Origin of the sequence: Amphibacillus marinus (assembly GCF_900110345.1) — a bacterium.
Classification (GTDB): domain Bacteria; phylum Bacillota; class Bacilli; order Bacillales; family Amphibacillaceae; genus Amphibacillus_D; species Amphibacillus_D marinus.
Genome location: NZ_FODJ01000010.1, coordinates 96,705 through 122,591, shown reverse-complemented (window position 1 = coordinate 122,591; position 25,887 = coordinate 96,705). Strand labels below are relative to the sequence as shown.

The window sequence follows — 25,887 nt, the reverse complement described above, 5'->3', positions numbered from 1 at the left end:
TTTCTCAATTTACAACTGGTGAAAAGCACTAAATATTCATTACTAAAGTCGACATGCTATGTATCAGAATAACGTTCAGCTAACTAACACTCAAGGTAAACCTTGTCTTGAATTCGTTTTGCTAATACTTCAATTGCATTTTGCCTTGCCTCATTTTCCGTATTGCCAAAGCCATATGCAGTGGTTGTTTCCTTCCATTCAAGATTTAAAACAATTTGCCACAGAGGAATTTTTGATTCTACTTCAACAAAGATACAGAGCCAATCATGATAATTAATGACCTGCTTAACCTGCTCAAAACCGATTTCCTGTTCAAAGTCAGCTAAACCAATTTCCCTTTTTTTCATCTCTGATTTGTTAACAAGAAGACACCCTTTCATTCAAACCACCTCATAGTTAAAAATGTTCTTAATAAGAACATTTTACTATACGAACACAATAAGAACAAGGATATTGTCATTTAATTAACATAAACATGTTAGGATTACGACATGAATATAGTATGAATTGGCCAATTATAAAGAAGCTTTATCAATTTTTTAATGGGGTAATTCATGACAAAGATCCTTTCGATAGTGAGTGATAAATTAATGATTCAGCATTTACCAATAAATATTAAATACTACCGTAAACAAGCCAGCTTGACGCAACAAAGCTTAGCTGACAACTTAAAAGTCTCCCGTTCTGTTGTTGCAAAATGGGAAAGTGGTGATGTCTTACCAGACATTACAGCTTTAATTAAATTAAGTAAATTGTTTAATCAATCCATTGATCATTTAATTGGTCTAGATACGTATTCAGATGAAGTATTAAGCGAAGTAAAGCAACTATATCAGGCAGATAAGCATAATGATTTTGAACTAGATCAGTCGGTTATTCAAATTATTGATTACCTAATTAAGAATCCTACATTAAAGGAGCAGCTCGATCAAATCATCCAATTACCGATTAAGCAGCAAAGAGCTGTGATAAAAGTATTACATACTTTATTGACTGAGACAGCTAAGCTCTAGCTCTTCGTAATCATTTCCAAATCTACGTTTTCTCATTCTAATAAAAAAAGCCGCTCTTACCGCCAATTGCTAAGTTAGTTCTAAGGGCAATTTCATGGCGCTATATTGGAGCAGGCTTTTCATATCTATTATGTCTTCCCTAACGTTTCTTTCACAACATATTTACAGCTTTTTTCCCCTTTTGCAATACAACTGACTCGCTCGACTTGATCTGTTCCTAGAACTTCTTTAAACAAATTCAACTCACAATGACAAGGCTTATCGTAGCGATCTGCAATGGCTGCAATTGGACAGTTATATTGCTCAAATGTCATATATTGTTTGTCTAGCTCTTCATTTCCCTCGACCTGGCTAAATTCTGCCATGTAGCCGTTCTCTTGCTGGACACGAACAAGTTGTTTTACCCGTTCATGTAAACGATCATCTTGGAAAATATGACGCTTATATGTCTTACGCATGCGTTGCTCGCGATTTTCAAATAATTTGTCAATTGCTTCATTACCCATCGTCTCTTGAATATCACTTAATAACTCCACAACTACTTTATCATAATTATTAGGAAATAGCCCATTCCCTTCTGCTGTTAAGCTATAGAATATGACGGGTCTGCCCATTGGTTGGCGAACTGTGCGAGATTGAATAAATCCTTCTCCCTCTAGTTTAACAAGATGTTTACGCACAGCCATCTCAGTAATATCTAAATGCTCCTTTAAACCACTCACAGATAATTCCTTGCTCTTTTTTAATAATTCAAGTATTGCTTGCCTCGTTGACTTATCCTTTACCATTTCCAACACCTGCCCTTATGACTATATTACCGAATAAAGTTTGTGAAGTAAATAACAAACTTTATTTTTTTATAATTTATTATCTGCAAAGTATGCAATGACAGTAAAAAAAAGTAATCTAATCTCGTTCTTTTCCATACAGAGTATCAAGCGCTTACACTTCTTTCGCAGTGCACATGGGATCAAGCATAATAAATGACAGCACCCCAATATTAGTATATAATTACGTGTTTAGTATAGCATATAAGGAAGGGCGTGGATATAATGGGATAGTTATTGTCGAAATTTGTGAGAGTAATTTGTTACAAACTATTGAAGCTGAGCATTTATTTGAATCGGAGTATCCCGAAGTATCCGTTCTAGTGAGTGATTGCCTATCCTTTTGTGGTCTCTGTCGACTAAAACCATACGCACTAGTTAATGGGCGTCGAATCAAAGGGACTGACATTGACGAATGTCTTGCTAATATAAGAACCGCAATTGAAGAAGAGCTTTCAATCTATCAGTAAAAATAAGTGGGTGATCCATACATTGCGAATGGATCACCCTTGTTTAAGTCTAATCGGGATCTGGCATTTGCTTAGACTTACAATTGAAATTTCTTAACTAGCTCATTTAATTGTGCAGAAGATTCACTTAACGTGTTGGCCTCTCTCGTCATTTCTTCCATCGTAGTTGAAACTTCTTCAGCTGAGGCAGATGTCTGCTCAACACCCGCTGCTGATTCCTGAGATATTGAGGCAATTTCCTCAACAGCTAAATTTACCTGTTTACTGTCCTCTGCTAAATCAACAATATCGTTCATAACATTTGTAACATGTGTCGTCATTTGATCAATTGCTATTCTAATCGCATCAAAACGCTCTGCTGTTTGTTCAATGTCTTTCGTTCCTTGTGTAACTTCCTGATAGCCTGCTTGGAGCTCATTAACGACCAGCTTTGATTCATCTTGAATAGCGACAACAATCTGGGTAATATCCGTAACCGATGTCCCAACCTGTTCGGCTAACTTTCTCACTTCATCTGCCACGACAGCAAACCCCCGGCCATGCTCTCCAGCTCTAGCTGCTTCAATTGCGGCATTTAGTGCTAATAAGTTCGTTTGGTCGGCAATATCCTTAATAACTGAAACAAGCTTTGAAATCTTACGTGATTGAACATCAAGTCCTTCTACCTTTGCAACCGATCCTTTGACGATTTCATCAATACTGCTCATTTGAATCTTTGACTTTTCCATGTAAGCAAAGCCTGTTTTTGTTTCCTCTAATACACGTGAAGAAGAGGTATTAATTGTGTCACTGCTCTTACTCATACTGCTGAACTTATCGGAAAAGGTTCTCATCGTTTCAGCTAAATCGCTAGCATAATTCGCTTGTGTCTCTGTTCCTGAAGCAAGTTCTTCCATAGTAGCAGCAATCTGTTCAGTACCGGTCTTAACATCCTGAGAAGATTGATCTAAGTAGAGGCTGCGATCTCTCACCTCAGTGGATGTTTGTTTAATTTGATTAAGCATTTTAATGAGTTGACGCTTCATACGATCCATCGAATTTGCTAGTTGTCCAATCTCATCTTTTCCTTGAAATTGATCAGTCGCAACGGTTAGATTTCCATCGGCTATTTGATCAGTCACAGTCACTATCCCCGATAATCTTTTAGAGACATGTCGACTTATGATCAGCATAAGAACAATACTAACTACCAGGGAAGCAAGCATGGAAACCAACAGAATCATTTGGGCGAAGCTTTGGCTCTGATGAGCGTTAGCTACCGCTACTTCCTGTTCTTCTAATATTAAACCTCTTAAATAATCTAAGTAAGATGACGCATTTCGCGTTACACCACTATAGCGATTACTGTACAAGCCAAGAATAGCTTCACCTTGGTCGTAATTTTCTACAATATCTTCAATAAACATTTGATCTAGCTCTTCATTTCTAGTTAGAACTTCGTTAAATAAATTCTCTTGTTGTTCCCCTTCTACTTGGTTACTTAATTGCTCTAATAATGCATTTACTCGTTCTCTTTTATCTTCATAATCATTTCGATGACTTTCTGCACCAAACTGGGCAAATGTCATGGCACTAAGTGACTTTGATTCAATATGTGCACTTAATTCCGTTGTTAAGATTGCACGATCAGCCTGACTTTCCATGAGTTCCATATCAGCTTTTGAAGTTGAAATTGCTAGCGCCACCAAAATAGACGATGTTATAAGTAATGTAAAAACAATAATAAGTACTAAACCATATTTGTGCCCTATTTTTAAATTATGTACACCTAATTTTCTGGTTTTTGTCCCTAAGTGCACCTCTTGAACTTGTCTATTCTTTCCCTTAAATGTAACGCTCCACCTTCTTTTAACCCTTTTATCTGAGCTGTCTTTCCTTCTTTCTTTTAGCTGTAATCTTTTGAATGGTTTAATCATGCGACCCACTCCCCTTATTTTATTAAACGCTTTCATTTTTCGGAGCTGAAATTGTTTAATCACTAAACAAACTATACTTTTATACTATACATTATTACCTGCTAATTCAAGCTTATTTTTCATATAATCCCTATATATAGAAAGTAAAGGCTTTCTTCCTTTCATTAATTAGTTAAAAAGTCTTAATTCTATTGGAACTTTAGACATTCGATATAATTATTATTAACTTCCCTTACTAACTTTCTTTAAATTCGAGCAGCGCTTTACTATTTCTATAAAAAACAGTCTAACCATTTTGATTAGACTGCTATCACACCCTGATTACTAGTAATCGACTTTAAAAATGGTTACAGAAAGACATATTGTATAAAAAGCCCCATCTGTTAACTTGCATGACTAACCCGCAACTCTTACTTTAATAGCCTCGCGACAGACTACTGAAGGATAATTTCATCATTTTTATTTAAGCGTGCATAAATACCACTTATATCTTTTTCAAAGGTATACTGTTTATGTCCTAATTTAATCGTTGTTCCTTCCATTGCTTTTCCAATGCGAACCTTTTGATCAGCTGGAACAGTAATGAATGTTCTTGCTCCCAACTTTCCACCTACCTCGTTTATATCTGCGCCTTTACCTGCAAATACTTTCCCGCCTCGCATTATACCAGTAATTCTCACTAATCCTTCTGCTTGAATGGTTGTGTTAATACACGAACGTTCTGTAATTAAAACATCTCCAGAACTAATGAGTTGACTATTTAACGAATTCGCTACTTCAATTTCAATTTCTTGGTCACTATTCATTTGGCTAATATCATTTAAAACGCCTACTTGATTAATAAGCTTGTCAAAATGTTTTATGGTCATATGCTTGGGCGGCAATTTTAAAAACGTATAATTTAACTGTTGACAAACAAGCTGCCATTCCTCATCTACTAAAAATCGTTTCTGTTGATCCACTAATTGAATAAAATGTCGGACTTCCTTAGTAAGGTCTTTAAAACGCTTCTCTTTTATTAATGTAATAAGTGGACCGACGCCAGTTTCACTATGTGAACTCGTTTGGTAGATATTCGAGCTCATAATTTGAGCTAGCATCGTGTTCATTTGCAGTAAGGTTTGATGGAGTATACTTAATTGCCGCTGTATTTCAGCATTAATCTCGCCACCAGCATAAATTCTTGAGCCATTTACACTCCCTTTTATATGGACAGATTTCAAAGCACGGATGGTAGCCCCATTGACAGATTGATTGATAAGAACTTCGCCCCCAGATTGAATGGTCATACCCTCAGCAACCTCGCCAACTACATGAACATCTCCTTGGAATTGGATGTTACCAGAATCCAGATCAACATTACCTTGATGAACCATTTGCGGTAGTACTTTTGTTTTTACATAGTGCCCTCTCTTTTCAATATAAGGCCGGCCATTTTCACTGGCGATAATACGATCATCTAACAAAATTGTTCCTTTTTGCGTACTTAACTGAATATCCCTAACCTTCCTTGGTTCAACAGGTTGCCCAAAAATAGTTATGCCTACCTTTCCTGGAATTGGGCGGTGGAGCATTGCAATAATTTCACCCTTCTCTACGGTTGGGATTCGCTTTCTTTCCCGGTAATCAATGTTTGAATTATTCTGACTTTCTTTTAGAGAATCCTTCACTTTTGTCTCTACTAATACCTCGACCGATCCATCTATACCATCTCCTGGACTAATCCCCCGCGCGATCACAAATGTATTCTCTGTTTGCGTCTCCAGAGCCTTGCTTATTTCAGCCTCATCAATTCCAGTTGTAATGCCAAGCTTACTTAATGATCGGTTAATTTCATCATAGGTTAATGTTTGATTAAGCTTGCGTTCTTCTGTTGCCTCTAAAATAATTTGCTGGGTTGGCGCTGTATCTTTTACCTTTCTTGCTAAGAAATAGCCTGGACTAATGTGAAGAGTAGCTTCCATATTGTCCTTTGAACATTTAATCTGCCAATCTGTGGGATGACTTTCATTTATGACTTCAATTGCAAGTTCATCCTTTTCAGAGATAAACTGAAAAGATTGGGTGACGTATTCAGCATTTTTTCTTAGCTTTATTCCACTGCCTAATTTTACTGAAGGCTGGTGATTCGGACTGTCTTTTACAAAGATAACACCGTCCTTTACCCAAGCCTTACCGGTCAACAACGATTGGTGGTCTTGATTGTCCATCTCTTTAGTTATTCTTGAGTGGTCAACTTCTTCAGATGGACTTTCAGTTAGATCTTGATCAATATGCTCTAAGAAATCCTCCAATGCCATGTGATCAATTCTCTTGTTCGTAATTGGATCGATCCCAATAATAGTAGGGTTGGGTACGTCTGGTTCAACCACCTGTTCTCGTGTAAGTTTAACAACCGCTTCTTTACCTTTAATACCAAATAAACCTCTTCTTTCTGTTTGAATAACTTCAATCTCAACTTGCTCTAACTCTAAATCGAGTGCTTGTAACCCCAATTCAATTGCTGCTTTCACAGTGGACCCTTTAGAAATAAAGGATGTCATTTGTCCTCACTCCATTCTTTAGTGAAATCTAATTGATGTATGACGACAAATGTTTTTAATCTCATCTCCATAATGTAATAAAAAACCCAAACTCAAGATGAGGTGGGTTTAGTGGATTTCGACCACACATCTTTTCGGTAACCCGGCTATCGTAGCAATTCTGCCTTAGACCCGTAGCTTTGCGTCCTTACTTTTCAATAAGTTTGCCATTATCGTCATGCATGTATTATATTTATACTATTATAAGTATAGTTATTTAGTACTAATATTGCAATATCATTACTGTTTTTTATTAGGGAAAATTGTTCTATTTTGTGGATAGATTACAAATAATCCCGTTTCCCCATTGTACCTACCTTCATCTATATGTTATATAGCTTTTTTAAATTAAGCAACTAGTTGTCATTTATATTCATGTAAACTTAACTTAACTGAAATTATTTAATCGGTTTATGAAACTGAAAATAGGGTATTAAAAATAGTCGGAATTTAAATCGTTTGTTTTAGTCACAATTGCCTATATCGTTTTTTTACAAACACTGTTTTAATAGAAATAGCCCTTTTTATACTTTTAAGTTTTTTTAATAGACAAATGAATAGGAATAAGATAATATACTATATATGGTGATTAAGAAATGATCAGACACCATATATAGTATATTTTGTTTTTTACATAACTTAAAGACAATCGCTGGGCAACGGCGGTTTTTATATTCTTAAGGAGGCACTTATATGTCAGTTATTATTGAAAGTATTGAACAGCAATTGGACCAGCTTGCTAATAAACATGCAGTTGATTTAACTAAGCTTAAAGAGAAAGTCAACGAAACAAGTCAGGCTAATCAGGATTCAAATCAGACTGCTTTATTTTACTCATTGAATCAAATTGCAATGGACCAGCCAAATTGGACTTTCATTGCTGCGCATTTTTATTTAGAACAACTCTATCGCGAAGCTGCAGATAATCGTGGCTACGATCATCACTTAAAGTACGGCAATCTCCTAACGCTTATTCAGAAACTTACTAATGAAGGCATTTATTCAACACATTTGCTAGAAGCCTATTCTGAGCAGGATATTTTATTATTAGAACAAGAAATTAAACCGGAGCGAGATGCCTTCTTTAATTACATCGGTTTATTTCTATTAGCTGACCGTTATTTAGCGCGTGATCACGATCGCAAATTATATGAGCTTCCACAAGAAAGATTTATGATTATTGCGATGACAATATTGAAAAATGAAAAAACGGAGAATCGTCTTGACCTTGTTAAAGAAGCATACTGGGCTTTATCAAATTTATATATGACCGTAGCAACACCAACACTATCTAATGCTGGAAAAAGTTATGGGCAATTATCTTCCTGCTTTATCGATACGGTTGATGATTCATTAGATGGCATTTACTTAAACAACTGGGATATTGCTCGCTTAAGCAAAGACGGTGGTGGGATTGGCGTTTATTATGGTAAGGTTCGGGCGCTGGGCTCAGACATTAAGAAATTTAAAGGAAACTCATCAGGCGTTGTACCTTGGATTAGACTCATTAATGATACAGCGGTAAGTGTTGATCAACTCGGTCAACGTCAAGGCGCAGTCGCTATTTATTTAGACATCTTCCACAAAGACATTATGAACGGCTTCTTAGATTTAAAAACCAATAACGGTGACGAACGTCGAAAAGCACATGATATCTTTACTGGAGTAACCATTCCTGATTTATTTATGGAGCAGTTACAGATTACTGATCAAGATGGCAAAAGTATTGGCGAATGGCACACCTTCTGTCCTCATCAAGTTAAACAAGTCATGGGCTGGACAGATGCTAATGGCCGCTCGCTAGGTCTGGAAGATTTCTATGATGAGATTGATAAGAAATACTTTACTGAAAAATATCAAGAAGCAGTCAATCATCCGTTACTGCCACGCAAAACATATCGGGCAATGGATATTATGGCACGTATCATGGTAGCACAACTTGAAACGGGCACTCCGTATATGTTTTATCGTGATGAAGTTAATCGTCAAAACCCAAACAAGCATATTAAAGGAATTGGGCGAACTTCAATCTATTCTAGTAATCTCTGTACTGAAATCGCTCAAAACATGTCACCAACTGAGATTGTTAATGAATATGTTGATACTGATGGCAACATCGTCATTGTGCGAAAACCGGGTGATTTTGTTGTTTGTAACTTATCATCAATTAATCTAGCAACTGCTGTCCCTGCACAAGTTCTTGAACGATTAGTTCGCATTCAAGTAAGAATGCTTGATAATGTCATTGACTTAAACACCATTAGTGTTGGGCAAGCTCAAGCGACGAATAAGAAATATCGTGCGGTTGGACTAGGCACATTTGGTTGGCACCATCTGCTTGCCTTAGAGAAAATCTACTGGGAGACGGATGAAGCAGTCGAATTCGCTGATCGAGTTTATGAAGATATTGCTTATTATACAATTAAAGCATCAATGGAGCTTGCTAAGGAAAAAGGTGCTTTTCAAGCATTTGAAGGCTCAGAATGGCAAACAGGGAAGTACTTTGAACGTCGTCAATACACTAGCGAACGTTGGGGTGAATTGCGAGATGCTGTCGCTAAGAATGGGTTGCGAAATGGCTGGTTAATGGCTGTTGCACCAAACTCTTCAACTGCCAAAATTGGCGGTTCTACTGATGGAATTGATCCGATTTACGCAGCTGAGTATGCTGAGGAAAAGAAAAACTTTAAATTTAAAGTAACCGCACCTGATATTAATCATCGGACTTATGCCTACTATCGCCGTGCCCGCCACGAGCTCGACCAAGTCTGGAGTATTAAGCAAAATGCGCGTCGCCAACGTCATGTCGATCAAGGAATTAGCTTTAACCTTTACGTCCGCCATGATATTAAGGCAAGAGAGTTATTAAATTTACATTTTGCCGCATGGGAAAATGGGTTAAAAACAACCTATTATGTACGAAGCACATCCCAAACAGAAATAGATGAATGTGAAGCATGCCATAGCTAAGGAGGATTTTTGAGAATGAGCTTTGTCGATACACCTTTAACTAAAATTAAATTATTAAATCCGACTTATCCAAACAAATCAACTGGTCTTGTAAACGGACAGTCATCTGGATTGCTAAACTGGAATGATATTGCCTATCCACAAATGTACGATTTATACCAAACGCTCTTATCAAATTTTTGGAAGGCTCAAGAAATTAATATGCAAGATGATATTAAGCAATGGGACCATTTAACGGATACAGAGCGTGATGTCTTTCTGAGAATTAATACACAACTGGCTTCATTAGATAGTTTACAGACACCAACCATGACTCAGGTGATGGATTATGTAACAGATTCGAGCTTCAAAGCTATCTTTGCGGTGATCGCTCAGCAGGAAGCAGTCCATAACGAGTCCTATTCTTACATTTTGAGCTCAATTGTTCCTTTAGCTGAGCAAAACAAACGGTTCAATGAAGCAAAGGCAGATCCAATTGTTCAAAAACGTAATCAGTTAATTTTGGATAGCTATGATGCTTTTCACAAGGAGCCGACACCACAGAAACTCTTTGAACTTGCTATTAACTCGATTAATTTAGAAGGTATTTACTTCTATGCGGGCTTTGCTTTCTTCTATCACCTCGCTCAGCAGCAAAAAATGCTTAAGACGAGTACAATGATTAGCTATATTCAGCGCGATGAAATGCAGCACGCCTATTTCATCTCACAGTTTATTAGAATCTTACTAACTGAGAATCCCGATTTGAATACTGATGAAAATATTCAGTTTGCCTACCAAACAATTGCTCGCGCTGTTGAATTAGAGAAGGAATGGGCAGATTACATTCTTCAAGATATTGAAGGTATTGATTTAAACGAATTTCACCATTACGTAGAATATCTAGCTAATAAACGATTACGACAGATTGGACTTGAGAATCACTACCCTGAACGTGATAACCCAATGGCATGGATTCATGTCTTTAGTGATGAAATGATGAATGAGACAAAATCTGATTTTTTTGAGCAGAAATCACGAACCTACACCAAGGTTTCCTCATCAAATGGCTTTGATGAGCTTTAGAAAGGACGATTGAGAATGAAAGTAGCCATTATCTATAGCTCTATTACAGGAAATACTGGACTGTTAGCAGAATCGCTCTATCAACAATTAATAGACCAACATATAGCTGTTGATCTATTAACTGTCGATCAGGTTCATTATAGTCAACTCACTAATTATGATGCGATTGCAATCGGCACCTACACATGGGATAATGGTGACCTTCCACCCGAGATGGATCAGCTATTTTGTGAAATTGAGGAGCGTGATCTCGCTCATGTTTCAACTGGAATCTTTGGAACTGGTGATAGCTTCTACCCCTATTTCTGCGGAGCGGTTGATTTATTTAGAGATATGCTCTACGTTCATACCCAATTGGCAGTAACATTAAAGGTTGAGCTTGTCCCCCAATCAGGAGACTTGGACAAGCTTTCGACATTTTGCAATCGCTTGTTGAAAAAACAGCTTGCTGCGTAATCACTGTCTGTTAATTAGGGCTTGAATCGGATTATTTATCTGATTTGGGCCTTTTTTTCATGTCTAGCATTTGCATTCGTTTAACAAAGCTGACACCTTTTTTAAACTACAGCATTCTTTTTGCTTTTCATTAATGCATCCTTCTTTTTCGTTAACGTGCAAAGTCTTTCTCCACTTTTCGCTAACGGCACCCACATCGACTAACACAAAATAACGATCGCTCAACTATCCCCTAAACCTAGATAAAAAAAAGCAACCCTTAAATGTAAGAGTTGCCTTTAAATTATATTAGCCAAATTGTGCCTGGTGAAGTCGACTGTATGCCCCGCCAGCTTGAATGAGCTCATCATGAGCTCCCTGCTCCTCAATGCCATTCTTTGTCACGACTACAATTCGATCAGCATGTTTAATTGTTGCCAAGCGGTGAGCAATGACTAGAGTAGTCCGACCAACAGACAGCTCCTCTAACGACTTCTGAATGGCTATCTCTGTTTCAGTATCAAGTGCTGATGTTGCTTCATCTAAAATTAAAATTGGTGGGTTTTTCAAGAACATCCGTGCTATTGAAAGTCGTTGCTTCTGTCCGCCCGATAGTTTCACTCCACGTTCGCCAATTACCGTCTCTAATCCATCAGGTTGTTCAGCAATAAAATCATCTAGTCGCGCTTTTTGTGCGGCCGCCATAATTTCCTCATCGGTTGCATTTAGCTTACCATAGGCAATATTCTCCTTAATCGTGCCCGAAAAGAGAAAGACATCCTGCTGGACAATTCCAATCTGGCCTCTTAAAGAGCTTTGCTTAATATTCCGAATATCCACGCCATCAATCGTAATTGCCCCCCCTGTTACCTCATAGAAGCGCGGCAACAAGCTACACATTGTTGTCTTGCCCGCTCCGGATGGCCCAACAAAAGCGATTGTCTCTCCTGGAGAGATGGTTAAATCAACACCCTTTAACACACTTTCTAACCCCTCATAGCCAAAGGTGACATTATCATAGTTGATTTCGCCAACGACATTAAGCTCGACAGCATCTGTCGCATCTTGAATATCGGGAATAGTATCAAGAACTTCTGTATATCTTTTAAAGCCAGCAAATCCCTTTGGATAGCTTTCAATGACGGCATTAATCTTTTGGATTGGACCAATTAAGATATTCGTCAGTAGAATAAAAGCAATAAACTGACCGTGTGACAACTCTGCTCCAATTACAAAATAGGAACCGAACATTAATGCAGATAATGTTATTAGTCGCATCAGCATGTAATTGGCAGTAACATTTTGGGCCATAATTTTGTAAGAAGACAGCTTTGTATCGCGATACTGTCCATTATTCTTAGCAAATTGCTGTTGTTCAAAGTCCTCATTCGCAAATGCTTTAACGACACGGATACCGCCAATACTATCCTCAACGCGTGCATTGATATCAGCAACATCATGAAACATACGCCGAAATGTCTGAACCATTTTTTTATTAAAATGAATGGCAAACACGACAATTAACGGGACAACAGTAAAAATGATTAGTGCGAGCTGCCAATCAATTGTCATCATAATTACCAGCGATCCGATTAATGTCATAACTGCAACAAAGACATCCTCAGGACCATGGTGCGCAACTTCTCCAATCTCCTCCAAGTCTTTCGTTAATCGTGAGATCGAATGACCTGTTTTACTATTGTCATAATAACCAAACGATAATTTTTGCATATGTTTAAACAGCTTTCGCCGCATATCGGTTTCAATATTAATCCCCAGCATGTGTCCCCAGTAAGTAACAATAAAATGAAGTCCTGTGTTCACAGCATAAATAAGTAAGAGCCCCATGGAAGCAAAAAAGATAATGCGCCAATTCCCCGCCGGTAGCAATTGATCAATGACATAATTTACCGCCAATGGGAAGGAAAGCTCGAGTAAGCCGACTAAAATAGCAGCAGAAAAATCAAGAAAAAACAACCCTTTGTATGGCTTATAGTATGAAAAAAAACGTGCAAGCATTGTAAAACCCCCAATTTATATTTATCTCTATAACGCAAAAAATTACTTCTAATTATAGCGATAATCATTATCAATTACAAGATAATTGCTCTTCTTTATTAACTGCCCCTTGCAAAGCTAAGCTGAATCTTATAAGATATTGTTATTAGCACATAAGGGGGTGGATTAGGATGTTGAATATAATTGTTGGACTTAGTGTCGATCTGCTAGATAGCTTATCAATTGCTCGGTCAAAATTTGCCATTGTGGTTTCCAACGGGATACGTATGCCCTTTTTTAATAACCACATAGCAAGTCAACAATTAGGACATCGCTAATTCACATGAGGATAAATGTAATTATTTATTTTGCCGTGAGAGACTATGTGCTCTGACGGCTTTTTCTATGTCATTAAACTCATGTGGGTTCGGTAATCCATCGGAGGAGAACAAAATGATAATGTGCAGTGTTAACCAAATAAGTATTGCACTGGGCGGCAACACAATTTTTGAAAACATTAGTATTGAGATTCGTGACCATGAACGTATTGGCTTGGTTGGTCGAAATGGCAGCGGTAAATCAACCTTACTTAAATTAATTACTGGTGAGCTTCACCCCGACCAAGGTGCTGTATATCGAAAAAAACAGCTGAAACTGGGTTATTTGGCACAAATACCGCAAGTAGCAGATGATAAAACTTGCTACCAGTTTTTACTAAGTGCTTTTGCCGATTTACTTGAAATGAACCAGCAATTAATAAAAATTGAGCAGCAACTAAGCGATCCTACATTAGCAAATTACGAGCAAATCCTTAGTCACTATGGACAGCTCCAGGAGCAATTCTCCCGAGATGGAGGCTACCTAATGGATGCACAAATTGCTCAAGTCGCTAATGGCCTAAACATTGCTCATCTACTTGAACACCCCTTTCATTATCTAAGCGGGGGTGAAAAAACCAAGCTTGGCCTTGCTTTTTGCCTACTAAAACAGCCAGACTTATTTGTGCTTGACGAACCAACTAATCATTTAGATATGGCGGCAATTGAATGGCTCGGTCATTATTTAAAAGACTATCAAGGTGCGGTTGTTATTGTCTCTCATGATCGTTACTTCCTTGATCAACTCGTTAATCGAATTGTTGACTTAGAAGATGGCTCACTCACCTCTTATTCGATGAACTATAGTCAGTATGTTAACGAAAAGGAAATTCGGTTAATAAATGCGTTTAAAGCCTATCAAGATCAGCAGAAAAAAATTAAAAAAATGAAGGAAACGATTAAGCAGCTAAGAATATGGGCCAATCAAGCCAACCCACCAAATGAAGGGCTTCACAAACGGGCACGTAATATGGAGCGCGCTCTTGACCGAATGGAGAAGCTAGCCCGACCAGTCATCGAGGCCAAGCGTATTAATTTTGATTTAACTAGCTCTGATCGGAGTGGCAAGGATGTATTTGTTTTAGAAGACATTTGCCATGGCTACGACAAAACTATCTTATTCAATAAGCTAAGCTTGACGGTTCGCTATCAAGATCGTCTTGCCATCATTGGTGATAATGGAGCAGGAAAATCAACCTTATTAAAACTCCTACTTGGCGAAATTGACCTGCAAGTAGGACAATTAAAACGTGGTAGCCAGCTGAAGATTGGTTATTTAAACCAACAGCCATTTGCTAGTTATGCTAATGAGCGGGTCATCGATGTGTTACGTGAAGAAGTTGTCATTACAGAAGGCGAAGCACGACACTTTCTTGCTCAATTCTTATTTTACGGCTACGATGTCTTTAAGCAGATTAAGCAGCTTAGTGGTGGGGAACGGATGCGCCTGCGCTTAGCCCAATTGATGAAACAAGACATTAATTTGTTAATTCTTGACGAGCCGACAAACCATCTCGATATTGATTCAATTGAAGTGCTTGAAGATACACTTGAGCAGTTTAATGGCACGATTATTGCCGTATCGCATGACCGCTACTTTATTAATAAACTTTTTAATCGAATTGCTTGGATTGAGCACAAACGGCTCCGTCACTATCTTGGCAATTATGACAATGCGAAAGAAAAACGATTCCAACTGCTTCAGCAGTTACAAACTGAGAAGCCGGTTAAACAACATAACAACACAGTTCATCTAGAAACGCTTGAAGCTGAAATAATCACGATTGAGCAAAAGCTCGCGCACACTACTAGTAGCAAGCGCAAGCAACTATTAAGTAGAAAGCAACAGCTAGAAACAGCTTGGGAAAAATATGTTGATTTAACAGATTAATGAATTAACGACCAGTCTGTCAGCAATGACAAACTGGTCGTTTTCAAATACACCTCTGCCCCTTGGTAAAAATTACCACTAGATATTAAATATTATAGTTACTTAATAAATTTCACTCTAACAAAATATGGTTAGCTAATTAGCTTCTTTCTGCAAGATAGGTTTTAGCGGACAAATTAACTACTAAAAAGAATAGAAAGTTAGCATAATCGTGTATAATCAAGTTAAAGAATACCATCAATTTTTTAAAAGATTTTTTTAAGTTTGTCGATTTTAGCTATTTTCATTCGTTGCATGTATGTAGAACAATATAAAAGGAGGAAGTGTCCAATGAAATTTATGATGGTTGTCAAAGCAACAAAGGATTCAGAGGAAGGTAAAATGCCCAGTCAAGAGTTAATTGATGCGATGGCGCGGTATAATGAGGAACTTGTCCGAGCAGGGGTGCTTCTCGCAGCAGAAGGCCTTCATCCCACTTCAAATGCGATCCAGATCTCATACCCAGAACCGAATAAGAAGCCGATTGTTACTGATGGTCCATTTACAGAAGCAAAAGAATTAATTGCTGGCTTCACATTAATTGAGGTCAAATCAAAAGAAGAAGCGATCGAATGGGCGATGAGAATGCCTGATCCACATGGCTATGGGCAAGGTCAGATTGAACTGCGCCAAGTTTTTGAAGCAAGTGAATTAACAGATGATGAAACAGCATTAGCTAAAGAAAAACAACTTCGTGAAACGATAGCGAGTAAACCTAAGGCATGACAGAACCAAATGTCCGTCAGATTCTTGAAGGCATCTGGGCAATTGAATCAGCAAAAATTATTGCCACATTAACACGACTAGTAAGAACTATTGATTTAGCAGAAGATTTTGCCCAAGATGCTTTGACAGCAGCATTAAAAAGCTGGCCAGAGACAGGAGTTCCTAGTAATCCAGCTGCTTGGTTAACCAAAACGGCCAAGAATCGTGCAATTGACTATTTGCGCCGTGAAAAGCAGCGCAAAAATAAATATGAACAACTTGGTTGGGAGCTTAATCAACAAAGCCTATTAATTTGGGACGAAATAGATGAGCCAATACAAGATGATTTACTTCGACTCCTATTTATGACATGCCACCCTGTCCTTACTAAAGAAGCACGCGTTGCACTAACGTTACGATTACTTGCTGGTCTCTCAACAGAGGAAATCGCAAGGGCATTTCTAACATCCCAATCGACCGTGGCACAACGTATTGTCCGAGCAAAGCGCAAACTCGCTACTGATCAAGTCCCGTTTGAGCTCCCAGACAAAGAGACATTAATTGATCGGCTAGCTTCTGTGCTAGAGGTCATTTATCTTATGTTTAATGAAGGCTATAGTGCCTCTGCTGGGATCACTTTGACCCGACCAGTTTTGTGTCATGAGGCACTAAGGCTGGGACGAATATTAGCAGAGTTAATACCAGATCGCTCAGAAATACATGGACTTGTCGGTTTAATGGAAATTCAGACTTCAAGACTCAAAGCTAGAATTAATACCGCTGGTGAAGCAATTCTATTAAAAGATCAGAATCGTGCTCGATGGGACTACTTGCACATCAGAAGAGGCTTAACAGCTATTAATCGTGCCGAGCAATTAAAGCAACCCTATGGTTCCTACCTCATTCAAGCCTTAATTGCTGCTTGCCATGCTAAAGCACGCATTGTTGAAGAAACAGACTGGATAAAGATTTCAGCCTTATACGCAGCACTTATCCAAGTGGAACCTTCCCCAGTCATTGAGTTGAATCGAGCTGTTGCCCTTTCAATGGCTTTTGGTCCTGAGGCGGGATTAGTAGTAGTAGATGCTCTAAATCAAGAGCCTTCACTTAAAAACTATTATCTATTGCCTAGTGTTCATGCTGATTTATTATTAAAGGTCGGACGGCATGAAGAAGCAGCAGACAAATTTAACCAAGCTGCCATGCTAACCGATAATGAACAGGAACGTGCTTTACTATTAAAAAGAAGTCATGAATGCAAAATAAACGAAGCAAATTTTGAGAGGAGTTAGTTAAGATGAGCAATGAGATTACTACATTTATCGAACAGGTGGAGCAACCCTGGCAACAAGAACTTTGTCATACCTTACGGCAGCTCGTTCACGATGTTATTCCAGATGTAACCGAGCGAATCCAGTACAAGAAGCCACATTTTCTAAAGGATAAGAAATATGCTGCTGTTATTTCGGTAGCTAAGGCGGCCGTCAGTTTCACTATATTTAACACAGCAGAAATTGAGCTTACTGCGAAAGAGTTTACTGGACCACCAGAAAGAAAAACGATTAAATTTCAAAAGGTCGAGCAGGTTGATAGTGAATTCTTAAAGCAAATACTATCACAAACAGTTGAAACCCTATAAACTGGCTGAAATTCACACAATAATGGAGGATAATTATGCCTTTTACAACTTCAAAAGATGGAACAAAAATAGCTTATGAAAAATCGGGACAAGGACCTTCCCTAATCTTAATTGGTGGTGCCTTTAGCCATCGGAAATTTAATGGACTTGTCAAATTAGCAGACATACTTGCCGATCATTTTACCGTCTACAATTATGATCGCCGTGGTCGAGGGGATAGTGATGATCAGCCACCCTATTCCATTACTAAAGAGATTGAAGATCTCAATGCCGTAATTGCCACCAGTGACAATCCCGTTTTTGTATGGGGCTTGTCATCTGGAGCCGTTTTAGCACTAGAAGCTGCTGAGCAGGGCTCCAATATTAATAAATTAGTACTACATGAGCCACCTTTTGTTGTTACACCTAGTGATCAAACTGCACCAACCGACTTTACTAAGCATGTCATCCAATTAATTGCTGAGGATAAACGTGCTGATGCAATTAAATATTTTATGACCAAAGGCATGGGCGCACCAGGATTTATCGTAACAATGATGCGCTTTATGCCAAGGGTTTGGCAGGATTTAATTAATGTTGCACATACGCTTCCTTATGATGCAACCCTTTTAGATGGTTATATGGAAGGTAAGCCGCTATCACAAGAACCATGGAAAAACGTTTGCATGCCAACGCTTGTCTTAGTTGGAACGGAGAGCCCAGCTTCTTTACGTCGGGGTGCTAAGGCTTTGACTGATGTGCTAGCTCCTGCAACCTTAACCAGCAAAAAAGGTCTAGGTCACACAAAGAAATTGAACGAACAGTTAATTGCTACCGAACTCATAGCATTTTTTACAAACTAAAAGTTCTTAGTTTATAGACAGTAGAAACATTTATTGACACGAATTAATTAGCTTTATGCCTATTAATTTGTGTCATTTTTATAGTGTTCTTTACAAGTACTCTACTAATAAGAAAGGGTATGGAGAGAATTATTCAGGAGCAGGGAAGAATTAATGTTTTATTTAGTAATGCAGGCTATAGGTTTTATGGTGCAGTTGAGGATGCACGATTAACTGAAGCAAGACACCCATTCGAGGTAAACTTTTCAAACTAAGTCGTTTAACACAACTGGTTCTTCCATATATGCGAAGACAAAAACCATTAACACATCCTCTACCGATGGTAAGGTTTATACTTTATTTGGCGCGTGGTATCACGCACCAAAACATGCTTTGGAGGAATTCTCTGACTCACTTAAAATTAAAACTAAGCCATTTGGTATTGACGTTATTATTATTGAAATAGGTGCTACTAATAGCGAATGGGCCGACATCGTTTTACATCTTTTTCGAGCGTGTCCAAGAGAGATCAGGAAATACGACATATAACAGTTAACTACAGCATTTATAAGTATACTCAAACGGTTATAAGCTTCTAATCGCGTTTATCACCCTAATCACATTGCACAGCTATTTGCAAAGGCCATTCGTTCAAAAAAGCCAAAAAAAGGTATATTACTGGTAATGCTAGACCTGTTTTATCTTTGCGCAAGATCTTATCCGATCGAATGTTCGATCGCATTTTGTATCGGATGTTCAACTTAAAATTATAATTAATTGCATTTGTCTTAACTCCCCTAGCCCAGTAGGGATTTAGATAGAAACTGCGCAATCTACAAGAACAATTGCGCAGTTGCCTATGCTATGCTAATAAAAAAGGAGGCAATAATAATGATAAAAAACTTGCACATTTATTTAGTCATGAATGGTAACGGAGCAGAAGCAATTCAGTTTTATCAGGAAATACTCGGTGCAGAAGTTATTGAAGTAAGTACTTTTGAGAAACTAACAGCTAGCATGAAAATAGCCGAAGCAGATAAAAAGCGCATTCTACATGCTGAATTAAGCGTAGGTGGCACAAATTTTATGCTTTGCGATACCTTCCCTGACCAATCTTATGTAGTTGGTAATCAAGTCACCATCTTTATTGAATCAACGACGATGGAAACAACAGCAGCTCTCTTTAACAGTCTTGCTAACGAAGGACAAATCATCATGCCTTTAGAGCCGACCTTTTGGAGTCCATGTTATGGTCAGGTCAGAGATAAATTTGGTGTCACCTGGCAGGTCTCAACACATACCAATTAACCACTGCCAAGTAAGGTTATCTTGCTTCGTTGCTTCATAACCTTACTTACCCTCCGTTTATTTCTATACATATTATAAAATGATCTCATCCTTGATTAAAATCTCCCCATTATAACAATGCTTTTCTTCAACATTTAGAATAACTTCCAATTAAGCAAACCTATTCATTGTTTTTTTAAATCTAATTCTTTATAATGAAACCGCAAACAAAATTCAAGAGGTGAACGATATGAATATGGAAGAAATGAAGACATTAGTCAATTCAGGAAAGATGTATGATGATGCCAACCCACATATTGCTAAAGCACGAAACGAGGCAATCGCCACTTGTCGTACTTACAATAAAAAGGTGAATGACTCAAGCGATTATGATATGAAACTGTTAAAGGGCCTTTTTGCTGAAATTGGTGAAAACGTCTATTTGGAATCTAATTTTCGATGTGAGTTTGGTTTTAATATCTATTTAGGTAAGAATATTTATATCAATCACGATATGATTATTCTAGACTGTAATGAAGTTACAATTGGAAACGATGTCTATATTGGCCCTCGTGTTGGCTTATATGCAGCTAACCACGCCGAAGATCCGATTGAACGTGCGAATAATGGCGTTTACTCCAAACCAATTAAAATTGGGGATAAGGTTTGGATTGGTGGCGATGTTCAAGTTGGTCAGGGAGTTACGATTGGGGAAAACAGTATTATTGGAATGGGCAGTGTTGTTACCAAGGACGTGCCAGCTAATGTTATTGCAGCCGGTAATCCATGTCGTGTTATTCGACAGATTAAAGAAAGTGAAACAAAGTGGAAAAAGCCCACGTATAATTAATTTCTTAAGACTAGCTTGACTGAAATGGGGTTTTAAAAAAATGCAGGCATATGAAAATAGGCAAGCTCTAATTGACGAAATAGTTAAACGCGCAGATCTCTTTATTGACGAATTTAATACTATAGACAATAAAAACAAAGATATTCTTATTAGTGACGTTGATAGAAGCCCCTCTCAAATGATTGCTTATCAACTAGGGTGGATTAACCTATTATTAGATTGGGAACATGGTAACCAAAATGAAGAAGTTGTAGTCACACCATCGCCAAATTATAAATGGAATAACCTTGGTGGGCTGTACGAACATTTTTACCAACAGTACGCGAATTACTCTCTTCAAGAGTTAATTGAGTTGTTTCATCAGGATGTCAATAGGATAGTCAAGCTAGTAGAATGCTATTCTGATGATGATTTATTTGTGCCAGGTAAAAGGCAATGGGCAAGCACAACTCCCTCAAACTGGCCGATATGGAAATGGATTCATATCAATACAGTTGCCCCCTTTAAAACGTTTCGAACAAAAATTAGAAAGTGGAGAAAACTAAATACTTTAGAAAATTAAACTTAATAGCCCTTTTTTGCACATAAGTACTCTTTTCTATTTTTATAGCAGCAAACTCATCCCATTTATAAGGTGTTTTTAATAAATGGGATGAGTTTATAGCTCTTGAAGAAGACCTTATAGTCTACCTCGACCTAATAATTAATTACTTCGTTCCGGCCAAGCCCCCTGTAGCATACGTATTAAGGGGATCTGAATTAAATGCATCTCTTTAAAAAAGTAATATAAAACCGCGTACACTCATGCATTAGAGTATACGCGGTTGTGCTTAAAAATTATGGTGGAGCCTAGGGGGCTCGAACCCCTGACCTCTACGCTGCCAGCGTAGCGCTCTCCCAGCTGAGCTAAGGCCCCAATTTGTAATACCTCAATTATTATAGCTAAGTTCTACTCAAGACACAAGTCTATTCTGCAAAAATAAATTTGACAAATGCCTCTCCTATTCGTTAAACTTGGCTTAACTTAGATCGGAAAGGGTGAACTGTAGGTCGATGAAAAAATAATCCTATTTCTCAGACTAATTAAATAAAGACTGGTTTTAAACAGCTTTAATCTGCTTTTTTTGCCGTGTCTTTATTTAATCTTTCGGATAGGATGACATCGACTTTCAGTTTATTACTTTACTGGCATAATTCTGTGTAGATTTTGTCAGTTTACGACTGTCTCCTATTCGTGTACTCGAATTTTTGGGGGCTTTTTTAATGCCCTCTTATCATGAGGTGATCGAATGGTTATGGTTGAATTATTAAATGTAGTAAAAGAAATTCAAGGTGAGCAATTGTTTACAATTGACAGTCTCACTATTGCGAAGCAAGCTAAAATTGGACTGGTTGGCAAAAATGGTGCAGGCAAATCAACATTATTAAACTTGATTGCGGGATATATCGAGCCTGAACAAGGGCATATTAAACGATTCGGATCTGTTCATCTACTTCCACAGTTAAAGACCACTCATACGACCGAAAGCGGTGGTGAAGTAACCCAGCGGTATATTGATCAAGCATTAGCGCATAAAAGTGAGCTCCTCCTTGCTGATGAACCGACAACAAATCTTGATCAACAGCATATTGAAAAGCTTGCACAGCATTTAACCAGACGCTCTGGTGCAATTGTGTTAGTTGCCCATGATCGGTATTTTCTTGATCTAATTTGCACTGAAATTTGGGAAATAGACCAGCAAACAGTTAAGCGCTATTCTGGAAATTACAGTAGCTATCGTGACCAAAAACAGCTTGAGCAGGCCCAACAAGAGGAAGCATATCAAAATTACTTACGACAAAAAAGAGAACTCGAACGCGCAGTTGTCTTAAAAGAGCGCAAAGCACAACGCGCAACCAAGAAACCCAAAAACGTTAGTGACTCAGAGGCACGAATTATTGGCGTTAAGCCGTACTTTGCCAAAAAGCAAAAAAAACTTGAGCAAACAAAAAAAGCCATGGAAACAAGGTTAGCACAACTAGAAAAAGTAGATAAAGTGTATCAAGAAGAACCGATAAAAATGCAATTACCTGAGGCAGATCGTTCATTAGGCAGAACAATTATCCGGATTGAGAATTTATCAGGACAAATTGGCAAACGGTTGTTATGGCAGGCGGCTAGCTTCCAAATAAATGGTGGTGATAAAGTAGCACTCATCGGCAATAATGGTGTCGGTAAATCGACCTTGATTGAAAAACTAGTCAATCAAGACGAAGCCATTTATTTATCACCAGCAGCGAAAATTGGCTATTTTAGTCAAAAGCTGAAAGAACTTGATTTGAGTAAGTCGATCTTAGCCAACGTGACCGAATCAGCCATTCAAACTGAAACGATGATCCGCATTGTCCTTGCTCGCTTGCACTTTCATGGTGAAGATGTTTATAAACCAGTTAATGTTCTTAGTGGTGGCGAACGAGTTAAGGTCACATTAGCAAAGCTATTTGTTAGTGATGTTAACGTGCTCATCCTTGATGAACCAACCAACTTTTTAGACTTAGGGGCAGTTGAAGCACTGGAGACCATCCTTGCTGACTATCCTGGAACATTAATCTTTGTCTCACACGATCGACGGTTCGTAGAGAAATTAGCAAATCGGCTCATCATCATTGCTGATCAAAAAGTTGAATTATTTCCCGGGACATATCAGGCATACAGGCAGAAATCAAAGCCAGCAAATAATCAAGAGCTTGATTTAATGGTGATTGAAACGCGTATTACTGAAGTATTAAGTCGGCTTAGTATTGAGCCAAATCAAGAACTTGAGCAGGACTTTCAAATGCTACTGAAGCAAAAACAAGCACTCCAAACAGACTAAAGAAGAGGTGCCCTGCGCACCTCTTCTTTAATAGCCGGAATCTTCATCTGTCAGCGTACCTAACATGTCGTAATGACCGTGCTTAAGTGGCTTCTCAGCTGGTCCCTCAATTACCTCACCGGTGTATGAGAATCGCGAACCATGGCATGGACAGTCCCAACTTTCTTCTGCCTCATTCCAATTCACCTCACAGCCAACATGTGTACAGGTCGTATCAACAAGGTGGACTTGATCCGCATGATCACGATAAGCTCCCTTCCGTTCCCCATCAACGGTCACAACTGCCCCTTCCCCTTTAGCAAGTGCATCAATATCGGTAGTTGGATGCTCAAATTTACCTTTAATCAGATGCTTTGCCACATTAGCGTTCTGAATTAAAAACTGTTTCAGACTTGGATCTGCTTGGAATCGACTTGGCGCGAATAGCTTGTGAAATGGGTTGCTGCGATCCATTACATAATCCCTTAGCAATTCTGCCGCTAAGGTTGCCGTTGTCATGCCCCATTTCCTAAAGCCTGTTGCAATTAATAATTGTGGCTGATCGGCTGTGATAGGCCCGATATAAGGAATTTTATCGAGGGTTGTTAAATCCTGTGCTGACCATTTATGGGTTACCTCCGCTAAATCAAACACTGTCTCGCCAAAGGTTTCTAGCTTAGCAAAATGCTGACAAGTTGGCCCACCTTGGCCTGTCTTATGCTGCTCACCGCCAATTAAGACAACCGTCTCATCACCATTCTTTACCGAACGGATTGAGCGGCCAGGTTGATCTACCCCAAGATACATGCCACCAGGATATGGTTCCTTTACTTTACAAGCAATTAAATAAGAACGCTCCGCATAAAGGCGTGTCGAATACAAGCCCGCCCCTTCATAGAAAGGAAAGTGCGAGCAAGCAATAACATGTTTTGCACTAACCTTGGCTTGATTCAACGTTTCAACAATAAGGCTTTCTGCTGTCTTCTCTACATTGACAGCTGTTGTCCGCTCGTAGAAAAGTGTCCCATTAGCATTTGCTTCTTTAACCAGTTGGTTTAAGTAGCTTATTGGATTAAACTGAGCCTGCTCTTTCATGACAAGCGCCTTGGTGAAAGTTAAGTTAATTGGTAGCGTTTTTACTAGCCCACCGTTAATCCCTAGCCGCTGATAAGCGTTTGCCTCGTTAACTAGCTTTGTACCATATTGCTCTGTTATCGCATATAGATATGCATCTTGTTTTTCAAATTGACAAGCGATTTGATGCTTATTAACCCGCTCTTCAATTAGTTGAATTGCTAGCTGGTTAGCTTGATAATACGCTCTCGCCTGTTTGCTACCAAAATGCTGAATTAATTCATCATAAATTAGGTCATGCTGTGCCGTTATTTTAGCTGTTGTATGTCCTGTCGTACCAGATAAGAGACGATCTGCTTCTAAAACAGCAACCCTCTTCCCCGCCTGTGCTAAAGCATATGCTGTTGTTATCCCGGTAATACCACCACCCACAATACAGATATCAACTTGTATATCCTCTGATAATGAATGAAATGATTCTATTGCTTGGTTATCCAGCCAATATGATCGTGTATCCACCACATCTATCACTCCTACAAATTCTAATAGTTATAGCTTAAACACTTTCTTGCTTTTTAACCATCAACTGCCTTGATTCTATGGCTACAAGCGATTAAACTTAGCATTATCAATCTGTAAAGGAGTTAAACAATGCGAATTGGTGTTGAAATAGATTTCATTATTCCTGATAGCTTAGCTGCACTTGACCTTTACGAAAGTATTTTTGACCTAGAACGAGTCGAAGTGACTCATTTAAAAAAAGGACAAAACGAGATGATTTTCACCATTTATGATGTCCACTTTCATATGCTTGATGAGAACGCCGAAATTGGTCTGTATACGCCACAGTAAGGACAAGCACAACCGATTTGGTTTAACGTCATGGTGCCAGATTTAAAGGCAATTTATACACGAGCACTTGAAGCTGGTTGCAAAGAAATTCAAGCTATCACCGAGCTACCTGATTATGGGGTATCAAATGCAATGTTCGTCGATCCTTATGGCTATCAATGGATGCTGCATCAGGTTCATAAGGAAGTGAGCTTTGCGGATCGGATCAAACTATGGGAACAAAAGGGCTTATAACACATACA

The 25,887-nt window shown here is 38.4% G+C and carries 25 protein-coding genes, 1 tRNA gene and 1 riboswitch; of the genes, 19 read left to right on the top strand and 7 right to left on the bottom strand.

All coding sequences use genetic code 11. From position 1 onward, the window contains the following. Positions 1 to 83: 83 nt before the first annotated feature. A complete protein-coding gene (locus BM000_RS13090; RefSeq protein ID WP_091499277.1) occupies positions 84 to 380 on the bottom strand; it encodes a hypothetical protein in 297 nt (98 codons plus the stop codon). A gap of 174 nt (positions 381 to 554) precedes the next feature. On the opposite strand from BM000_RS13090, the gene BM000_RS13085 reads away from it, so the two are divergent. Continuing rightward, positions 555 to 1,013 (top strand): helix-turn-helix transcriptional regulator, encoded by a 459-nt coding sequence (locus BM000_RS13085; RefSeq protein WP_091499274.1) that lies wholly within the window; start codon positions 555 to 557, stop codon positions 1,011 to 1,013. 128 nt (positions 1,014 to 1,141) lie between these two features. Here the strand turns inward: BM000_RS13085 and BM000_RS13080 are convergent, their stop codons facing one another. Next, a complete protein-coding gene (locus BM000_RS13080; protein ID WP_091499272.1) occupies positions 1,142 to 1,801 on the bottom strand; it encodes a helix-turn-helix transcriptional regulator in 660 nt (219 codons plus the stop codon). A 227-nt stretch (positions 1,802 to 2,028) separates the two neighbouring features. On the opposite strand from BM000_RS13080, the gene BM000_RS13075 reads away from it, so the two are divergent. Further along, the gene (locus BM000_RS13075; protein WP_245751672.1) at positions 2,029 to 2,310 is read left to right on the top strand and encodes a YuzB family protein; all 282 of its coding nucleotides are present in this window, start codon (positions 2,029 to 2,031) and stop codon (positions 2,308 to 2,310) included. Positions 2,311 to 2,387: 77 nt separating this feature from the next. Here BM000_RS13075 and BM000_RS13070 read toward each other — a convergent pair whose 3' ends face one another. Both BM000_RS13070 and BM000_RS13065 read right to left on the bottom strand, forming a co-directional pair. Next, positions 2,388 to 4,226, bottom strand: coding sequence for a methyl-accepting chemotaxis protein (locus BM000_RS13070; RefSeq protein WP_091499266.1), 1,839 nt, complete (start codon positions 4,224 to 4,226; stop codon positions 2,388 to 2,390). A gap of 434 nt (positions 4,227 to 4,660) precedes the next feature. Continuing rightward, entirely contained in the window at positions 4,661 to 6,769 is a 2,109-nt protein-coding gene (locus tag BM000_RS13065; protein WP_091499264.1) for a flagellar assembly protein A, read from the bottom strand. A gap of 133 nt (positions 6,770 to 6,902) precedes the next feature. Further along, positions 6,903 to 6,987, bottom strand: a riboswitch (cyclic di-GMP riboswitch). A gap of 514 nt (positions 6,988 to 7,501) precedes the next feature. On the opposite strand from BM000_RS13065, the gene BM000_RS13060 reads away from it, so the two are divergent. The 3 genes from BM000_RS13060 to BM000_RS13050 are packed head-to-tail and all read left to right on the top strand — an operon-like array spanning position 7,502 to position 11,299. Beyond that, positions 7,502 to 9,778, top strand: a complete 2,277-nt coding sequence (locus BM000_RS13060) for a ribonucleoside-diphosphate reductase subunit alpha (RefSeq protein ID WP_091499261.1) — start codon at positions 7,502 to 7,504, stop codon at positions 9,776 to 9,778. A 15-nt stretch (positions 9,779 to 9,793) separates the two neighbouring features. Continuing rightward, entirely contained in the window at positions 9,794 to 10,843 is a 1,050-nt protein-coding gene (locus BM000_RS13055; RefSeq protein WP_091499259.1) for a ribonucleotide-diphosphate reductase subunit beta, read from the top strand. A gap of 15 nt (positions 10,844 to 10,858) precedes the next feature. Beyond that, entirely contained in the window at positions 10,859 to 11,299 is a 441-nt protein-coding gene (locus tag BM000_RS13050; RefSeq protein ID WP_091499256.1) for a flavodoxin domain-containing protein, read from the top strand. A 288-nt stretch (positions 11,300 to 11,587) separates the two neighbouring features. Here the strand turns inward: BM000_RS13050 and BM000_RS13045 are convergent, their stop codons facing one another. Next, complete coding sequence (locus tag BM000_RS13045) at positions 11,588 to 13,297, bottom strand: ABC transporter ATP-binding protein (RefSeq protein WP_091499254.1); 1,710 nt, start codon at positions 13,295 to 13,297, stop codon at positions 11,588 to 11,590. Positions 13,298 to 13,467: 170 nt separating this feature from the next. Here BM000_RS13045 and BM000_RS16820 point away from each other — a divergent pair, with 170 nt between their 5' ends. From BM000_RS16820 to BM000_RS13000, 11 genes are all read left to right on the top strand, one after another. Continuing rightward, a complete protein-coding gene (locus BM000_RS16820; protein WP_177178304.1) occupies positions 13,468 to 13,614 on the top strand; it encodes an RAxF-45 family protein in 147 nt (48 codons plus the stop codon). 115 nt (positions 13,615 to 13,729) lie between these two features. Then, positions 13,730 to 15,544, top strand: a complete 1,815-nt coding sequence (abc-f, locus tag BM000_RS13040; RefSeq protein ID WP_091499251.1) for a ribosomal protection-like ABC-F family protein — start codon at positions 13,730 to 13,732, stop codon at positions 15,542 to 15,544. Between the two features lie 330 nt (positions 15,545 to 15,874). After that, positions 15,875 to 16,309 (top strand): YciI family protein, encoded by a 435-nt coding sequence (locus tag BM000_RS13035; RefSeq protein WP_091499249.1) that lies wholly within the window; start codon positions 15,875 to 15,877, stop codon positions 16,307 to 16,309. Further along, positions 16,306 to 17,580: an RNA polymerase sigma factor gene (locus BM000_RS13030; RefSeq protein WP_091499246.1), complete on the top strand. Its 1,275-nt coding sequence runs from the start codon at positions 16,306 to 16,308 to the stop codon at positions 17,578 to 17,580. Before BM000_RS13035 ends, BM000_RS13030 begins: the two co-directional genes overlap by 4 nt. 5 nt (positions 17,581 to 17,585) lie before the next feature. Further along, positions 17,586 to 17,927, top strand: a complete 342-nt coding sequence (locus tag BM000_RS13025) for a DUF1801 domain-containing protein (protein WP_091499243.1) — start codon at positions 17,586 to 17,588, stop codon at positions 17,925 to 17,927. Positions 17,928 to 17,962: 35 nt separating this feature from the next. Continuing rightward, the gene (locus BM000_RS13020; RefSeq protein ID WP_091499241.1) at positions 17,963 to 18,769 is read left to right on the top strand and encodes an alpha/beta fold hydrolase; all 807 of its coding nucleotides are present in this window, start codon (positions 17,963 to 17,965) and stop codon (positions 18,767 to 18,769) included. Positions 18,770 to 18,888: 119 nt separating this feature from the next. Continuing rightward, positions 18,889 to 19,023 carry a hypothetical protein gene (locus BM000_RS17110; RefSeq protein WP_281245991.1) on the top strand — a complete coding sequence of 45 codons (135 nt, stop codon included), beginning with the start codon at positions 18,889 to 18,891 and terminating at the stop codon, positions 19,021 to 19,023. A 25-nt stretch (positions 19,024 to 19,048) separates the two neighbouring features. Then, positions 19,049 to 19,297: an SDR family NAD(P)-dependent oxidoreductase gene (locus tag BM000_RS17210; protein ID WP_091499238.1), complete on the top strand. Its 249-nt coding sequence runs from the start codon at positions 19,049 to 19,051 to the stop codon at positions 19,295 to 19,297. Between the two features lie 342 nt (positions 19,298 to 19,639). Continuing rightward, entirely contained in the window at positions 19,640 to 20,056 is a 417-nt protein-coding gene (locus tag BM000_RS13010; protein WP_177178303.1) for a VOC family protein, read from the top strand. A gap of 229 nt (positions 20,057 to 20,285) precedes the next feature. After that, a complete protein-coding gene (locus tag BM000_RS13005) occupies positions 20,286 to 20,885 on the top strand; it encodes a sugar O-acetyltransferase (RefSeq protein WP_091499233.1) in 600 nt (199 codons plus the stop codon). Positions 20,886 to 20,925: 40 nt separating this feature from the next. Beyond that, the gene (locus BM000_RS13000) at positions 20,926 to 21,447 is read left to right on the top strand and encodes a ClbS/DfsB family four-helix bundle protein (RefSeq protein ID WP_091499230.1); all 522 of its coding nucleotides are present in this window, start codon (positions 20,926 to 20,928) and stop codon (positions 21,445 to 21,447) included. Between the two features lie 278 nt (positions 21,448 to 21,725). On the opposite strand, the gene BM000_RS12995 is transcribed toward BM000_RS13000, so the two are convergent. Then, a tRNA-Ala gene (locus BM000_RS12995) sits at positions 21,726 to 21,801 on the bottom strand. A gap of 373 nt (positions 21,802 to 22,174) precedes the next feature. Between BM000_RS12995 and BM000_RS12990 the strand changes: the two genes are divergently transcribed. Continuing rightward, positions 22,175 to 23,740 (top strand): Vga family ABC-F type ribosomal protection protein, encoded by a 1,566-nt coding sequence (locus tag BM000_RS12990; RefSeq protein WP_091499228.1) that lies wholly within the window; start codon positions 22,175 to 22,177, stop codon positions 23,738 to 23,740. A 27-nt stretch (positions 23,741 to 23,767) separates the two neighbouring features. Here the strand turns inward: BM000_RS12990 and BM000_RS12985 are convergent, their stop codons facing one another. Further along, positions 23,768 to 25,315 carry an FAD-dependent oxidoreductase gene (locus BM000_RS12985; protein ID WP_245751670.1) on the bottom strand — a complete coding sequence of 516 codons (1,548 nt, stop codon included), beginning with the start codon at positions 25,313 to 25,315 and terminating at the stop codon, positions 23,768 to 23,770. A gap of 129 nt (positions 25,316 to 25,444) precedes the next feature. On the opposite strand from BM000_RS12985, the gene BM000_RS17155 reads away from it, so the two are divergent. After that, positions 25,445 to 25,645 (top strand): VOC family protein, encoded by a 201-nt coding sequence (locus BM000_RS17155; protein WP_342708174.1) that lies wholly within the window; start codon positions 25,445 to 25,447, stop codon positions 25,643 to 25,645. A 30-nt stretch (positions 25,646 to 25,675) separates the two neighbouring features. After that, complete coding sequence (locus BM000_RS17150; protein WP_342708173.1) at positions 25,676 to 25,879, top strand: VOC family protein; 204 nt, start codon at positions 25,676 to 25,678, stop codon at positions 25,877 to 25,879. Positions 25,880 to 25,887 lie beyond the last annotated feature (8 nt).